Raw genomic sequence first — 15,141 nt, forward strand, 5'->3', positions numbered from 1 at the left:
GGCAATGAAGCAGAAAGTGGCGATCGTCGGCTCCGGGAATATCGGTACCGACCTGATGATCAAGATCCTCAAGTCTTCCGAGACGCTCGAAATGGGCGCGATGGTCGGGATCGACCCGGCGTCGGACGGGTTGCGCATGGCCGCCGAGCGCGGCGTGCCGGTGACGCACGAGGGGCTGGAGGGGCTGCGCCGCCTGCCCGGCTACGACGCGATCCGCCTCGTGTTCGATGCGACGTCCGCCGGCGCACACATCGGCCACGCGCAGGTTCTCCAGGCCGACGGCAAACAGGTGATCGACCTGACGCCGGCTGCCGTTGGCCCCTATGTCGTGCCCGTCTGCAACATCGACGAACACATTGCTGCGGCGAACATGAACATGGTGACCTGCGGCGGCCAGGCGACGGTGCCGATGGTCTATGCGGTCAATCGCGTCGTCGACCGGCTGATCTACGCCGAGATCGTCGCTTCGGTATCCTCCCGTTCGGCGGGGCCGGGCACGCGCGCCAACATCGACGAATTCACGCAGACGACCAGCCGTGCCATCGAGGCGGTCGGCGGCGCCGAACGCGGCAAGGCCATCATCATTCTCAATCCCGCCGAACCGCCGATGATCATGCGCGACAGCGTGTTCACGCTGAGCCAGGGCGGCGACGAAGGCGCTATCCGCGCCTCGGTCGAGGAGATGGTCGCGGCGGTGCAGAGCTACGTCCCCGGCTACCGGTTGAAGCAGGACGTTCAGTTCGAGCGGATCGCCGAAGACGCCCCCGCGGTGATTCCCGGCATCGGCCGTGTCGCCGGGCTGAAGACCTCGATTTTCCTCGAAGTGGAAGGCGCCGCCGACCATTTCCCGGCCTATGCCGGCAACCTGGACATCATGACCTCGGCGGCCAAGGCGGTTGCGGAGCGCTGGGCGCAGAGCTGCGCCAAGGAGGCTTGAGATGAGCGTTACCAATCCCGACCGGCTGTACATCCAGGACGTGTCGATGCGCGACGGGATGCACGCCCTGCGCCATCAGATGTCCCTCGACACCGTACGGACGGTCGCCGCCGCGCTCGACGATGCCGGCGTCGACGCCCTCGAAGTGACGCACGGCGACGGACTGTCGGGCAGCTCGTTCAACTATGGTTTTGGGAGCAACTCGGACCTCGACTGGATCGCCGCCGCCGCCGACGCGGTGCAGACGGCACGGGTGACCGTTCTCCTCGTTCCCGGCATCGGCCTGGCCAACGACCTCGTCGATGCCTATGGCGTCGGGGCGCGCTCGGTACGGATCGCCACGCATTGCACCGAGGCCGACGTGTCGCGCCAGCATATCGGCGTGGCGCGGGATCTGGGATATGACACAGCCTGCTTCCTGATGATGAGCCACATGATCAGCCCCGAGCTGCTGCTCGAGCAGGCGCGACTGATGGAGAGCTATGGCGCGGAATGCGTCTATGTCGTCGACAGCGCCGGGGCGATGCTGCCCGAGGACGTTGCCGCGCGGGTGGGAGCCCTGCGTGAAGGGCTGAGGCCCGAGACGGAGGTCGGAATCCATACCCACGAGAACCTGCATCACGGCATTGCCAACGCAATCGCCGGCGTTCGCGCCGGCGCGGTTCGGGTGGACGGCTCGCTCGCCGGGCTGGGCGCGGGCGCCGGCAACGCGCCGATCGAGGCGATGATCGCCGTCTTCGACCGTATGGGGCTCAAGACCGGCTGCGACTTCGTCAAGCTCGCGGCGGTGGCGGACGACGTCGTCAGGCCCTTGATGGACCGCCCCGTGCGGGTCGACCGGGAAAGCTTGATGCTGGGCTACGCCGGCGTCTATTCGAGCTTCCTGCGCCACGCGGAGAAGGCTGCCGCCGACCACCGCATTCCCGCTTCCGACATTCTGGTCGAGCTGGGCAAGCGAAAGATGGTGGGCGGGCAGGAGGACATGATCGTGGATGTCGCCCTCGACCTGGTCAAAGGCTGAGGTCGGCCGGATTGGCATCCCGATAGGAGATTAGGATCCATGGCGGGCAGATCGAAAACCAGTTTGCCGAAGAAAGTGGACGTCGCCATCGTCGGGGCCGGCCCCGTCGGGCTGACGATCGCGAATTTCCTCGGTGCGCGCTGCGTGTCGACGCTGGTGCTGGAACAACGCGACGAGCTCATCGACTACCCGCGCGGTGTCGGCATGGACGACGAGTGCCTGCGAAGCTTCCAGGCGATCGGTCTGGCCGACGCGGTCGCGGCCAACACCACGCCCGACCAGAAGATGCGCTTCGTGACGATGCACGGCCAGATCCTGGCCTCGATCGAACCGAAGACTCGGGTATTCGGCTGGCCGCGGCGCAACTCCTTCATCCAGCCGATGGTCGACAGGATCCTCTATTCCGGCCTGGACCGCTTCGACAGCGTGACGACCGTGATGGGCGCCGAGGTCACAGCGTTCCAGGACCGGGGCGATTCCGTCTCTCTCGACATCTCCCACGGCGGCAAGACGGCCCAGGTGGAGGCGCGCTGGCTCGTAGGTTGCGACGGCGGGCGAAGCATGGTCCGCAAAGAACTCGGCATCGACTTCGAGGGCGTCACGGATTCCACGCGCTGGGTCGTGATCGACCTGCACGACGATCCGATCGGGCGCCCCGGATCCTACCTGCACTGCGTGCCAGAGCGGCCCTATGTCTCGATCGCGTTGCCGCACGGCAAGCGGCGGGTCGAGTTCATGGTGTTCGATACCGAGGCTGAGGAAACGCTGTGCTCGGACGAAGGCGTGCGCAAGCTGCTCGCCCGGGTGATGCCGCGTCCCGAGGACGCCAACGTGATGCGCAGCCGGGTCTACACCCACAATGCCCGCCTCGCCCGCCAGTTCCAGAAGGGCCGCGTGTTCATCGCCGGCGATGCCGCGCACCTGATGCCGGTCTGGCAGGGACAGGGCTACAACAGCGGCATCCGCGACGCGACCAACCTCGGCTGGAAGCTGGCGATGGTCGCCAAGGGCGAAGCCCGCGAGGCACTGCTCGACAGCTATGGCGTCGAACGCCGCGATCACGCCAAGGCTATGATCGACCTGTCGGTGACCGCCGGCAAGATATTCTCCCCGACGAGCAAGACCGTATCCTGGCTGCGCGACAAGCTCGGGCTGCTGATGAACGCGATCCCGCCGGTCAAACGCTATTTCGTCGAGATGCGCTTCAAGCCGATGCCGCGGTATCGCGACGGCGTGGTGATGAAGACCGCCCGCGGCGAGGTGCAGGGCAGCGCCACCGGCAAGATGTTTCCGCAGCCGAATGTCCTCGACGCCGACGGCGCGCGCCGCAGGCTGGACGACGTCCTCGGTCTCGATATCGCCATCCTGTCCTGGGGCAACGACCCACAGCTTTTCCTGAAGCCCGAGGAGCGCGAACGCTGGTCGAAACTCGGCGCGCGGTTCTTCGCGATCGTGCCGGAGACGCAGCACGGCGGCTTCCAGGGCAACATCCTCCCGGGGACCGAGGTCCTCAGTGATACCGATGGTGCCCTGCATGAATGGTTCGCCGATCAGGGCGGCGATGGAAGCGTGGTGTTTCTCCGTCCCGACCGCTTCGTCGCCGGAATCGCCGGCCCCCAGGATGTCGGCCAGGCCAGCAACGCGCTGTTGAACGCCTTCCACGCGGTCAACTAACAAGTCGGGGCGCAGCCAATCGGGCGGGCGGCCAAGCGGGCACGCGGCGGCGGTCTCGAAGCCCCCCGAAAGGCACGATGCCCGCAGAAGGAAAGCGACCAAGATGAACGCGACTTCCCATTCGGCCGATATCGTCGTGGTGGGCGCCGGTGGCGCCGGTCTGACAGCGGCCGCGGTCGCCGCCAGCGAGGGGCGGCGAGTCATCCTGCTGGAGAAGAGCCGCTATGTCGGCGGCACCGCCGCGGTCTCCGGCGGCGCGGTCTGGATTCCGAACAACCCGCATCTCGCCGCAACCGGCGTGGAAGACAGCTACGAGAACGCCCGACTCTTCCTCGATACCGTCGTCGGCAATCTCGCGAGCGCCGACATGAAGGACGCGTTCCTGCGGCGCGGACCGGAGGCGATCCGGTATATCGAGGAAAACACCGACCTTCACTTCTCGGCGCGCCCCTACGGACCGGACTATCTCGACCGGCCGGGATCGAGCCTGGGCGGGCGCCTGATGGACCCTGCCGAGTTCGACGGCCGGGAACTCGGCGACCGGTTCAACGATCTTCGCCCGCCGCTTCCGGAGTTCGGACTGTTCGGAAAGATGATGGTCAACCGTGCGGACCTTGAGGCGCTGCTCGCCGCGCGCCGTTCTCCGAAGGCTGCCATGCATTCGGCCCGCATCGTGTTCCGCTACTTTCGCGACCGCCTGCGCGGCTACCCGCGGGGCACACGGCTGCTGATCGGCAATGCCCTTGCTGCCGCCCTGTACAAGACGTTGCTGCGCAAGGACACGCCGATCTGGCTGGAGACCGAGACGCGCCGCCTGCTGACGGCGGACGGGCAGATCTGTGGCGTCGAGGTCGAACGCGCCGGCGAGCGCCTTGTCATCAACGCGTCCGCCGTCATCCTCGCGAGCGGCGGCTTCCCCGGCTCGGCGCGGATGCGCGAGCGCCTGCTTCCGGACGCGCCGGAGCCGTTGTCGGCCGCCATCGCCGACAACACCGGCGACGGTATCGCCCTGGCCGAAGCCGTCGGCGGGACGATCGCAGACCGCAATTCCAACGGCGCCTACTGGTCGCCCGTTTCGCTGGTGCCGCGCGACGACGGGTCGGTAGCCCATTTCCCGCACCTGATGTTCGACCGCGCCAAACCGGGGCTCATCGCGGTCACCAGCAACGGCAAGCGGTTCACGAATGAGGCCGATTCGTACCACGAGTTCGTCAAGGCCATGCTGAAGCAGAATGCCGACAACGCCTATCTGATCGCCGACAGCACGTTCCTCAGTAAATACACCTTCGGGCCGGTCCCGCCGGAATTCGCGATGCGCCAGAAGTTCCTGCGGTCCGGCTATCTGATCAAGGCCGACAGCATTTCCGGACTGGCGCGACAGATCGGTATCGCCCCCGACGCGCTGGAGGCGACGATTGCCCGCTACAACACGGCTGCCGCACAAGGGCAGGATCCGGACTTCGACAAGGGTGGCTCGCCCTACAACCGGTATCTCGGCGATGCCGGCAACCCCGGGAATCCCTGCCTTGCGCCGATCGACAAGGGACCGTTCTACGCGATCAAGGTCTTCAAGGGCGACATCGGCACCTGCCGCGGCCTGGACGTGAACACCCATGCGCAAGTCCTGGATGGTGCCGGCGCGCCGATTCCCGGTCTGTATGCTTGCGGCAACGACATGAACTCGATGATGGGTGGCGAGTATCCGGGTCCGGGGATCACCATCGGCCAGGCGATCACATTCGGCTATGTCGCGGCCATCCATGCCGCAGGTATCAAAGACGCCTGACCCTTCGGTGCGGCCAGGCGTGCCGGGGCGCGTGGCCCGCTCCCAGAAAATCACCTTCGAACCTGGGCGGGTTCGGTCGGATTGGTCCAGCCCCCATCCCTGGAGCTGCTGAGGACAGGGCTCCCCGGCCTTGTCCCGATGGCGGGCCGGCGGCGCCGTCGGGATTGAATAACGAGATCGGCACCCCGTGCCCGATCCCCCATGCGGGCGCACCTCGTCGTACTTCCTGCGCCAGCCTCTATTCTGGCCCTCACGCCGGCCACTGAAGCGAACGATTTCGCTATCAGGCGCCAGTCGCGAAGCAAGCCATCGGCGAGCTCGAAACGCGCACTGTCGCTTGGGATTCCCGGCCGGAAGCCGTTCATTCGCACCGCGCACCGTCGCGCCAGTGTGCAGCGACACGCTCGTCGATCCCGGTTCCGCATTTTCGATCAATCCAGTCGACTAAGCAGTCGCGTTGACGCTCCTCGCACACTGCGTTATATCTTAATTAGAAACAATGTTTCATAATGAGAAACACCGGAGGAAACAAACAATGCGGGTTCTTCACACCCTTCTTGCCGGCGCATTTGCCTTCGGCGCGATGAGCGCTGCTGCGTCTGCCGCCGACTACAACTTCAAGATCGGCCACGCGGCCTCCAGCAAGCACGCCTTCAACATCGGCGTTGAGATGTTCGCCGAGGCCGTCGCGGAGAAGACCGGCGGCAAGGTTGCGATCGAAGTGGTGGGCGACCGGCAGCTCGGCGACGACAAGCAGCTTCTGGAAGGCGTGCAGCTCGGCACGATCGACGGCGCCCTGGTTTCGGCGCCGGTCTTCCCGCTGGCGGCTGGCGCGGCGGCGTTCGACGCGCTGCAGCTGCCCTTCGTGGTGCCCTCCTACGACTCCATGTCGGCCGTCCTCTCGGGCCCGGTCGGCCAAAAGCTGCTCGACAGCCTCGATGCCAAGGGCATGAAGGGCCTCTCCTTCTACGAAGCCGGCCAGCGCCACTTCCTAAGCCGTGAGAAGCCGGTGAAGTCGGTCGCCGACTTCGAGGGTCTGAAGACCCGCATCGTCCCGATCCCGTTGCACAAGGCGACCTGGGAAGCGGTCGGCACGAACCCGGTCGGCATGCCCTACGGCGAAGTCTACTCGGGTCTCGAAACCGGCGTGATCGACGCCGTCGAAATCAACCTCTCCTCCGTCGAGTCCGAAAACCTGTTCCAGAACGCCAAGGAAGTGACGTTCACAGGCCACTATTTCTGGCCGGGTGTGCTGGTCGTGAACAAGGCCAAGTTCGACGCCCTGCCGGAGGACATCCAGAAGGCGATGATCGAGGCCGGCCACGAGACCATCGCCAAGCACTACCAGTTCGCCAAGGAAGACGAGGCGCGGGTGGCCGAGGCCCTGAAGGCGAAGGGCGTCACCATAAACCAGCTCGACGACCTGAAGGCCATGCAGGACAAGACGGCGCCGGTCGTGACGGAGTGGTCGGGCAAGGACCCGATCATCGTCGAGTTCATCGAAGCCGTCCGCAAGGGGTCGTGACAATGACCGCTGGAAAGAGCGAGGGGGCGCAAGCCTTCCGCTGGGAAGACCTGCCCCGCGAGCAGGTACGGCCCGGGGTCTCCCGGGCCGGTTTCCGGGGCAACCAGGCCATGATGGTGATGAACTGGCTGGAGCCAGGAATGGAGGTGCGTCCGCACAGCCACCCCGAGGAACAGCTGGTGATGGTGGTGAAGGGCAGGATGCGCTTCTACATCGGCGACGAGACCGTCGATGTAGAGGAGGGTGGCCTCGTCCGCATTCCGCCGAATGTCGTTCATTGCGGCGAGGTGCTCGGCGACGAGACGGTCCTCAACCTCGACGTCTTCTCGCCGCTTCGCCAGGACTACCTGCACCTCGTGACCTATCAGAAGAGCACCTTCGAACCCAATTGACCGTCTTCGGCGTGGGGCAGCCGCCTTCGCGGCCGGCACCGTGCCGGCCGAAAGGACAGCTTTGTGCCCGACAACGGCGCCGCGGTGACGAGAGCAAGATGACGGAAACACTGACCAGTATCGCAAAGGTCTACAGGACACTGATGGTCGCCCTGCTGGGCGCCATGATGGCGATCCTGTTCGCGGTGATGTGCGTTCAGGTATTCTTCCGCTACGGCCTGAACAACTCGCTGATCTGGGCGGAAGAGGTCTGCCGCTATCTTCTTATCTGGGTCTCCTTCCTGGCCTGCGGAGTCGCCTATCAGCGCGGCGAGATCGCAGCGATGCGCATTCTCGTCGAGGCGCTGCCGGCGCGCGCGGCCGCCCTACTCACCCTCATCGCCGATGTCGCGATCCTGGTGCTTCTGGCCTTCCTGGTGGTTTTCGGCTGGCGCTACGCCGTGTTCAGCGGCGGCCAGACCATGCCGGCGGCGGATTTCATCTGGTCCGACGTCTTTCATGGAGAGGGCTCGGCAAATCTCTCGCTGTTCTGGGTCTATGTCTCGATCCCGATCAGCATGGCCTTGCTCGCAGTCCACATCGTCATTCACACGCTCTCCACGCTGAAAGCGCTGGCGGGCGGAACCCCGCCGACCTCCCCCTCTGAATTGGGGAGCGCGCCGTGATCTTCTATCTATCCGGCTTCGCGGCCTTTCTCCTGGTCGGCGTACCAGTCGCCCTGGCGCTGGGGCTCGCATCGCTTGTGTACCTGTACCTGACCGGCAACACGCACCTCCTGATTGCTTTCCCGCAACGCATGATCGCCGGCGTCGACCAGTTCGTACTGCTGACGATCCCATTCTTCCTGCTGGCCGGCAACTTCATGAACGCAGGCGGCATCACCGATGAAATCGTCAGACTCGCGCAAACGCTGGTCGGGCGCGTGCGCGGCGGTCTTGCCGCCGTGACCGTCGTCGCCAGCATGCTGTTTTCAGGCGTCAGCGGCGCGGCGACCGCGGAGGCCTCGGCGCTCGGCAGCGTGCTGATTCCGGCCATGCGCCGAGACGGTTACGATCCGCGCTACGCGGCCGCACTGGTCGCCACCAGTTCGATCCTCGGGCCGCTGGTACCGCCTTCGCTGGCGCTGATCCTCTATGGCGTCCTGACTGGCACCTCGATCGGCGACCTCTTCATCGCCGGCATCGGCCCAGCGATCATCCTGTGCCTGGCGCTCGTCGCCTATGTGCTGATCAAGGCGCGGCGCGAGGGACATCCGCCTTCGCCGATGCTGGGGAAGGCGGAGCGCCGCCGTTCGCTCCGCCGCGGCGCGCCGGCTCTGCTCCTGCCGGTGATCATCGTCGGCGGCATCCGCTCGGGTATCTTCACCCCGACCGAGGCCGCGGCGATCGCAGCGCTCTATGCGCTGCTGCTCGCCGTTTTCTTCTATCGCACGATGGGCTTTGCAGCCTTCTGGAACGCACTGTTCGAAACAGCGACGCTGTCGGCCGGCATCATGCTGATCGTCGCGATGGCATCGATGACAGCCTTCGTGCTCGGCTTCGAGAATGTCCCAAGGCAGATTGCCGCGGGTCTGACATCGCTGACGCAGGATCCCGCACTGCTGCTCCTCCTGATCAACGCGCTGCTTCTGATGCTCGGACTTTTCCTGGAACCGCTCGCCGCCCTGATCCTCGTCATGCCGATCCTGATCGAGGTGGTTCAGACGATCGGGCTCGATCCCGTACAGTTCGGGGTCATGGTCGTGCTGAACCTGATGATCGGCATGATCACGCCGCCAGTCGGTCTATGTCTCTTCATCGTCAGTGCAATCGGCCGCGTGCCGATCGAAGGCGTGAGCCGCGCCGCGCTGCCGATGATCGTCATCTGCGTCGCAGTGCTTCTGCTCGTCGCCTTCGTCCCCGACCTGACGTTGTTCCTGCCAAGCCTGATCGCGGAAGGGGGAAACTGAGATGACAGGGGAGAGCGCGCCGGCCGGCATCCAGTCGCTGAAGCATGCCTTCGAGGTCATCGAGAAGATGGCCGCGATCGGCGAACCAATCGGCGTCACCGAACTGGCCAAGGCACTGGGCATTCCGAAAACCCGCACTTTCCGCTACCTGCGGACGCTCAAGACGCTCGGCTACGTGTCGCAGGACAGTTCCACCGAGAAGTATCGGTTGACGCTGCGCCTGTTCCATATCGGCCAGGCGGTCGCCGACTCCACGCAGCTTCTGACCGAGGCCCGCGCCGCCATGGTGCAGCTGCGGAAGGAAACGCAACAGACAGTCACCCTGTCGAGCATCGAGAACGACGGTGTGCGGGTTCTCGATATCGTGCGTGCGCACTCCCCGGTTCAGATCGTGACCCGTCCCGGCGCGTTGCTCGAATTTCATTCCTCGGCTCAGGGACGCGTCGCCCTCGCCTTCGGGTCGGCGAGCCTCTGGCAGGCGGTACGCGACAAGCCGATGACACAGTGGACGCCACACACCAACACCGACCTGGCGACGCTGGAAGCCGAAGTCGCAGAAGCCCGGGAGCGTGGCTGGGCGACGGCGCCGGAACAGACGCTCGTCGGCGTCAATGCGCTGGCGGCGCCGATCTTCGGCGCCAATCGCGAACTGATCGCGACGATCACGGTGGCCGGCTCCCTGCAGCACGTTCCGGCCCGGCCACCCGAAGCACTTCTCGCGTCGGTCATGCAGGCGGCGCGACGCATATCCGAGAATCTAGGTTGCACGGAGTACCCTGTATGACGCGCCACGCGCTCGCGGTCGATATCGGCGGAACCTTCACGGACGTCGTACTCGTTTCCCACGACGGAGCGAGCTTCGTCGACAAGACGCTCACGACCCATAACAACCTTCTGGAAGGGTTCTTCCGAGGTGTCGATCTCGTGCTGGACCATGCCGGGCTTCAGCCCGGTGACGTCGACGACGTCATCGTCCATGCGACCACGGTCGTCACCAACGCGCTGATCGAACGCAAGGGCCCGCCGACGGCCCTGATCGTCACCGAAGGGTTCCGGGATGTTCTCTACATCCGCAACGAGCACCGCTATGACATGTATGATCCGCAGATCGAGTTCGCCGATCCGCTGATCACGCGGGAGCTGACCTTCCCGCTCGCCGAGCGCACATATGCCGACGGCGGGATCGGTGCGGCAATCGATGAGGACGCGGTTCGCGCCATCTCGAAGGAGCTGAAGGCGAAGGGCGTCCAATCCGTCGCCGTATGCCTCCTGAATTCCTACAAGAACCCGGAAAACGAGCAGGTCGTCGGCCGCGTACTCGCCGAGGAACTGCCGGATCTCTTCGTTTCACTGTCGAGCGATATCGCCCCGCAGATGCGCGAGTACCTGCGCAGCTCGACGACTGCGATCAACGCGTTCACCCAGCCGATAACGCGACCCTATCTCAATGCGCTGACCGAGGAACTTTCGAACCGCGGCTTTTCGCAGTTGCCGCTGATCATGCTGTCGAGCGGCGGCGTGGTGGGCGCGCCGACGGCCGGCCGCAATCCGGTGCGGATGATCGAATCCGGTCCCGCCGCGGGAGCGCTGGTGGCGAGCTATTTCGCCCGGCGTTTCGATATCCCGAACCTGATCTCTTTCGACATGGGCGGCACCACCGCCAAGGCCTGCCTCATCCTCGAATACGAACCGCTCGTTACAGGTGAGTTCGAGGTCGATCGCCGATACCGGTTCAAGCCGGGCAGCGGCATGCCGATCACCGTCCCCTCGATCGACATGATAGAGATCGGCGCGGGCGGTGGCTCGATAGCGCGCGTAGATGCGCTCGGGCTTCTGAAAACAGGGCCGGACAGCGCTGGCTCGGACCCCGGTCCCGTTTGTTACGGGCGTGGCGGCACACAACCCTGCATCACGGACGCCGACGTGGTGCTCGGGATCCTCGATCCCGACAACTTCCTCGGCGGCGACATGAAGCTCGACGCCGACGGCGCGCGCGCAGCGCTCGGGGCGCTGGGCGACAAGCTCGGCGTCTCGGCGGAAAAGGCGGCGCTCGGCGTTTTCGAGGTCGTCTGCGAACAGATGGCCGCAGCCGCGCGCGCGCATGCCACCGACCGCGGCGTCGATTATCGGGGCCTGCCCATGCTCGCTTTCGGAGGCGCCGGCCCGGTACATGCCTGCAAAGTCGCCGAACTGGTGGATGCCAGCATGGTGATCTACCCGCCCCTCGCCAGCGTCCTGTCGGCCTTCGGCACTTTGGTGACACCAGCCAAGATCGACCTCGTGCGCAGCGCGCTTGCCCGGCTCGGGGACATCGACTGGAGCGCCCTCGGCGCAACCCTCGACACCATGATCGAGGAAGGCAGATCAGCGCTGCTCGAGGCCGGTCTCGACGTTGCGCAGGCGCGCTTCGGCTTTGCAGCAGACATGCGCTATGTCGGCCAGCAGTCGGAGATCACCGTCCAGTTCGAGGACGATCCGCGCAAGATCGCCGACCCGGCGACGCTTCGTGAGTCCTTCGAGACCGCCTACGAGAAGGTCTATGGCCTCAAGCTCTCCGACATGTCCGTGGAAGTGGTAAGCTGGCGTGTCGTCGCACAGGGAAAGCCACCGGCACGCGAGGCGACAATCGCCTTCGCGACCGAGCCCGCCGCGCCGAAGCGGACGCGCCCCGTGCATCTTGCCGACACACCCGTCGACGTTCCCGTCTACGACCGTTCGGCCATCGCGATCGGCCAAACGATCGCCGGCCCCGTGATCATCGAGGAACGCGAAACGACGGCCTTCGTTCTGCCGGGCTGGAGTGTCGTCCTGCACGAGAACGGAAGCCTGATCGCCCGCAGGAAGGAAGCCTGAGATGGACGGCATAGAACTGGAGATTCTCTGGTCCAACGTGATCAGCATCGTCTCGGAGCAGGCGCGTGCCCTGCAGCGCGTCGCCTTCTCACCGGTCGTGCGCGAGGCAGGCGATCTCGCCAACGCCCTGTTCGACAAGCGCGCCCGTATGGTTGCCCAGGCGGTGACCGGGACCCCCGGCCATATCAATTCTCTGGGCGCGGCGGCGCGAAACCTCCTGAAGGCGATACCGCCGGAGACGCTCAAGCCCGGCGACGTACTGATCACCAACGATCCCTGGATGTCGGCAGGACACTTCTTCGACATCACGGTGCTTACGCCGATCTTCCGATCGGGCGAGATCATTGGCTACTGCGGCTCCACGATCCACCATACCGACATCGGCGGCTACGGCGTCGGCTCGGGCGCCCGCGACATCCACGAGGAAGGCCTCTGGATCCCGGTCCTCAAGCTCTACGAGGCCGGCAAGCCGAACGAGACCCTGCACGCGGTCATGCGCCAGAACGTACGCACGCCGGATGCCCTGTTCGGCGATCTCGGCGCGCAAGTCGCGAGCGGCAACATCGCCGCCGAGCGCCTCAACGCGATGTGCGATCGCTACGGCCTTGCCGACATCGAGGAGCTGGCTGACGAAATCATCACCCGTTCGGAGACGGCAACCCGGGAGGCGATCTCGAAGCTGCCCTCCGGCACCTATACCGGCGAAAGTCGCTTCGACGTACCGAGCGGCGAGATCATCACGCTGCGTACGGCCGTGACCATCGACGCTGAGGCCGGCGACATCACCATCGACTTCGCCGGATCGTCGGGGCCGAGCCCGATCGGGATCAATGTCGTGCCGGCCTACACCCACGCCTACGCAACCTTCGCGGTGCGTTCTACGCTCAATCCGGAGCTGCCGAACAACTACGGCAGCCTGTCGCCTATTCGTGTGACGGCGCCGGATGAGTGCATCGTCAATGCCAAGTACCCGGTGCCTGTGAATGCCCGGCACGTCGTCGGCATGTACGTGCCCTTTCCGATCCTGAAGGCGCTCGCCCATGTCACGCCGAAGAACGTGGTCGCGGAAGGCTCAGGTGCCGTCTGGACGATTCAGATACAGGGTCGCGATCGCGCCGGGCAGCCATTCACCAGCTCGATGTTCAACTATTCCGGCGGGATGGGTGCGCGCGCGACCAAGGATGGCCTTTCGGCGATCTGCTACCCGACCGGCGTCGCGGCGGTGCCGACCGAGGTGCTGGAAGCCGCCTTTCCGATCGAGTTCACCTGCAAGGAGCTGGAACTCGGCTCGGGCGGCCCGGGCAAATATCGCGGCGGCGACGGCCAACGCATCGGCTATCGTATGCGCACGGGATCACCGTGGCTTCTGAACGCTATTCCCTCCCGCCTGACGGAAGGCCCGGAAGGCCTGTTCGGTGGGGGATCGGGAACGCCCGGACATTTCGCTATCAACGGCAAGGCAGTGTCGGAGGCGCGCAAGATCGAGATGCAGCCGGAGGACGAGGTGCTCATGATCACCCCGGGCGGCGGAGGCTATGGCCGAGCCGGGTAGCCAGTCGGGTATACGCCACGGGGCTATCGCACCGATCAATACGACGCGCCCCGTGTTTGCGGGACAATACCGCCACGCCCCGCTGGCAACACGATCGACAGGCACGCATTCGCTTAAAGGTCACGTGGTTCGCGAAGGAACCGTGGCACGCGGACCCAACGCGGCCATTTCGTGCCACGGCCGCTCGGCCATCAGGGGTGCGGTCACGATGCGACGGCGAGATCGCTGAACCGGGGCAACGAGCCCACCGCGCTGGTGGCGTTATCCAGGACTTCGTGCCCGGGACGCCTACAACCGTTTCGCGGCGATATCGGCCCCCTCTCTGAGGGCAGAGAGTTTTTCCCAGACCAGTTCCTCGGCGACAAATTCGTAGCCCGCGAAGGTTCCAAATCCGCAGTCCGTGCTCGGAACCACGCGTTCGGCATCGCCGATGGCGCCGACCGCTTCCAGGACCCGGCGTGCGACGACTTCCGGGTGTTCGATGTAGTTGCAGGTCGTGTCGACAATTCCCGGAAGCAGCAACACTTCCTTCGGGAAAGGAAACTCCCGGAAGACTTCGTACTCGTGCTGATGGCGCGGGTTGGCGAACGGAATGCTGAAAGCACCGACGTTGGCCCGATAGAAGATCCCGATCACGTCTCGAAGCGGAATATCGTGGACATGGGGACCGGCCCAGTTGCCCCAACAGCAATGCAGGCGAATCCGCTCGGGCGGAATGCCTTCGATCGCCGCATTCAAGGCTTCGAGATGGCGTTCGACGGCCACCAGGAAATCCGGGGTATCAAGCGACTTGAAGAACGTGCAGCGTTCCATCGCGATATCCGGCGCATCGATCTGGAGGGCAAAGCCCGCGTCGAGGATTGCCCCGTATTCCTTGCGAAGCTCGCCAGCGAGCGCGTTGAGATAATCGTCGTGGGTCTTGTAGTGCGCGTTCTGGAGGGTCGTCGCCACGATGCCGGGCGACGGCGCCGTCAGGAAGGCGTCGCCCGGTTTCAGATCGTGGTTCGCCAGGTGGCGGGCAAGGCGCGCGCATTCCTGTTCGATCTCGGCGGTACTTTCGTAGGCGACCTCGCCGATCGCCATCGGCGCATCGCGGACTTTCGCGACATTGCCCATCCCGCGGCGCGCCATGGCGGCGTAGGTCGGAAATCGCTCATAGTCGAGGGGCGCCTCGCGGCGGGACTCCCCGCCGAAGCCCGTCATCCGATCGGCGACATAGGTCTGAAAGCCGGCCCGCCCCTGCTCGCCGTCATTGACCCAGTCGACGCCCGCTTCGATCTGCCTGGTCAACGTCTCTTCGACGCGCTCGTCCACCAGCGTGTCGAACGCAGAGGCATCAACCTTTTCACCCGCCTCACGGGCAATCAGCATGCCGGCGAGCGTCTCGCCGCGCGGCAAGGATCCCACGTGCGTGGTCCGGAATCGGATGTTGGCCATCAACCACTCCTTCTTT

The 15,141-nt window shown here is 65.2% G+C and carries 12 protein-coding genes; 11 read left to right on the forward strand and 1 reads right to left on the reverse strand.

All coding sequences use genetic code 11. From position 1 onward, the window contains the following. Positions 1–4 precede the first annotated feature (4 nt). From MUB46_RS19010 to MUB46_RS19060, 11 genes are all read left to right on the forward strand, one after another. On the forward strand, positions 5–937 hold the full coding sequence (locus MUB46_RS19010; RefSeq protein ID WP_261617537.1) for an acetaldehyde dehydrogenase (acetylating): 933 nt from the start codon (positions 5–7) through the stop codon (positions 935–937). Between the two features lies 1 nt (position 938). Further along, a complete protein-coding gene (gene dmpG, locus MUB46_RS19015; protein WP_261617538.1) occupies positions 939–1,958 on the forward strand; it encodes a 4-hydroxy-2-oxovalerate aldolase in 1,020 nt (339 codons plus the stop codon). Between the two features lie 39 nt (positions 1,959–1,997). Beyond that, complete coding sequence (locus tag MUB46_RS19020; protein ID WP_261617539.1) at positions 1,998–3,632, forward strand: bifunctional 3-(3-hydroxy-phenyl)propionate/3-hydroxycinnamic acid hydroxylase; 1,635 nt, start codon at positions 1,998–2,000, stop codon at positions 3,630–3,632. A gap of 103 nt (positions 3,633–3,735) precedes the next feature. After that, the gene (locus tag MUB46_RS19025) at positions 3,736–5,418 is read left to right on the forward strand and encodes an FAD-dependent oxidoreductase (RefSeq protein WP_261617540.1); all 1,683 of its coding nucleotides are present in this window, start codon (positions 3,736–3,738) and stop codon (positions 5,416–5,418) included. Positions 5,419–5,953: 535 nt separating this feature from the next. Beyond that, a complete protein-coding gene (locus tag MUB46_RS19030) occupies positions 5,954–6,943 on the forward strand; it encodes a TRAP transporter substrate-binding protein (RefSeq protein ID WP_261617541.1) in 990 nt (329 codons plus the stop codon). Between the two features lie 2 nt (positions 6,944–6,945). Further along, positions 6,946–7,335 (forward strand): cupin domain-containing protein, encoded by a 390-nt coding sequence (locus MUB46_RS19035; protein ID WP_261617542.1) that lies wholly within the window; start codon positions 6,946–6,948, stop codon positions 7,333–7,335. Between the two features lie 98 nt (positions 7,336–7,433). Continuing rightward, on the forward strand, positions 7,434–8,000 hold the full coding sequence (locus MUB46_RS19040; RefSeq protein ID WP_261617543.1) for a TRAP transporter small permease: 567 nt from the start codon (positions 7,434–7,436) through the stop codon (positions 7,998–8,000). Then, positions 7,997–9,283 carry a TRAP transporter large permease gene (locus MUB46_RS19045; RefSeq protein ID WP_261617544.1) on the forward strand — a complete coding sequence of 429 codons (1,287 nt, stop codon included), beginning with the start codon at positions 7,997–7,999 and terminating at the stop codon, positions 9,281–9,283. The genes MUB46_RS19040 and MUB46_RS19045 overlap by 4 nt, the downstream gene beginning before the upstream one ends. 1 nt (position 9,284) lies before the next feature. Next, positions 9,285–10,067 carry an IclR family transcriptional regulator gene (locus tag MUB46_RS19050; protein ID WP_261617545.1) on the forward strand — a complete coding sequence of 261 codons (783 nt, stop codon included), beginning with the start codon at positions 9,285–9,287 and terminating at the stop codon, positions 10,065–10,067. Further along, a complete protein-coding gene (locus MUB46_RS19055; RefSeq protein WP_261617546.1) occupies positions 10,064–12,136 on the forward strand; it encodes a hydantoinase/oxoprolinase family protein in 2,073 nt (690 codons plus the stop codon). Before MUB46_RS19050 ends, MUB46_RS19055 begins: the two co-directional genes overlap by 4 nt. 1 nt (position 12,137) lies before the next feature. Next, positions 12,138–13,688: a hydantoinase B/oxoprolinase family protein gene (locus MUB46_RS19060; protein WP_261617547.1), complete on the forward strand. Its 1,551-nt coding sequence runs from the start codon at positions 12,138–12,140 to the stop codon at positions 13,686–13,688. A 288-nt stretch (positions 13,689–13,976) separates the two neighbouring features. Here MUB46_RS19060 and MUB46_RS19065 read toward each other — a convergent pair whose 3' ends face one another. Further along, the gene (locus MUB46_RS19065; RefSeq protein ID WP_261617594.1) at positions 13,977–15,125 is read right to left on the reverse strand and encodes a cobalamin-independent methionine synthase II family protein; all 1,149 of its coding nucleotides are present in this window, start codon (positions 15,123–15,125) and stop codon (positions 13,977–13,979) included. Positions 15,126–15,141 lie beyond the last annotated feature (16 nt).

Source organism: Microbaculum marinisediminis (assembly GCF_025397915.1).
Lineage (GTDB): Bacteria > Pseudomonadota > Alphaproteobacteria > Rhizobiales > Tepidamorphaceae > Microbaculum > Microbaculum marinisediminis.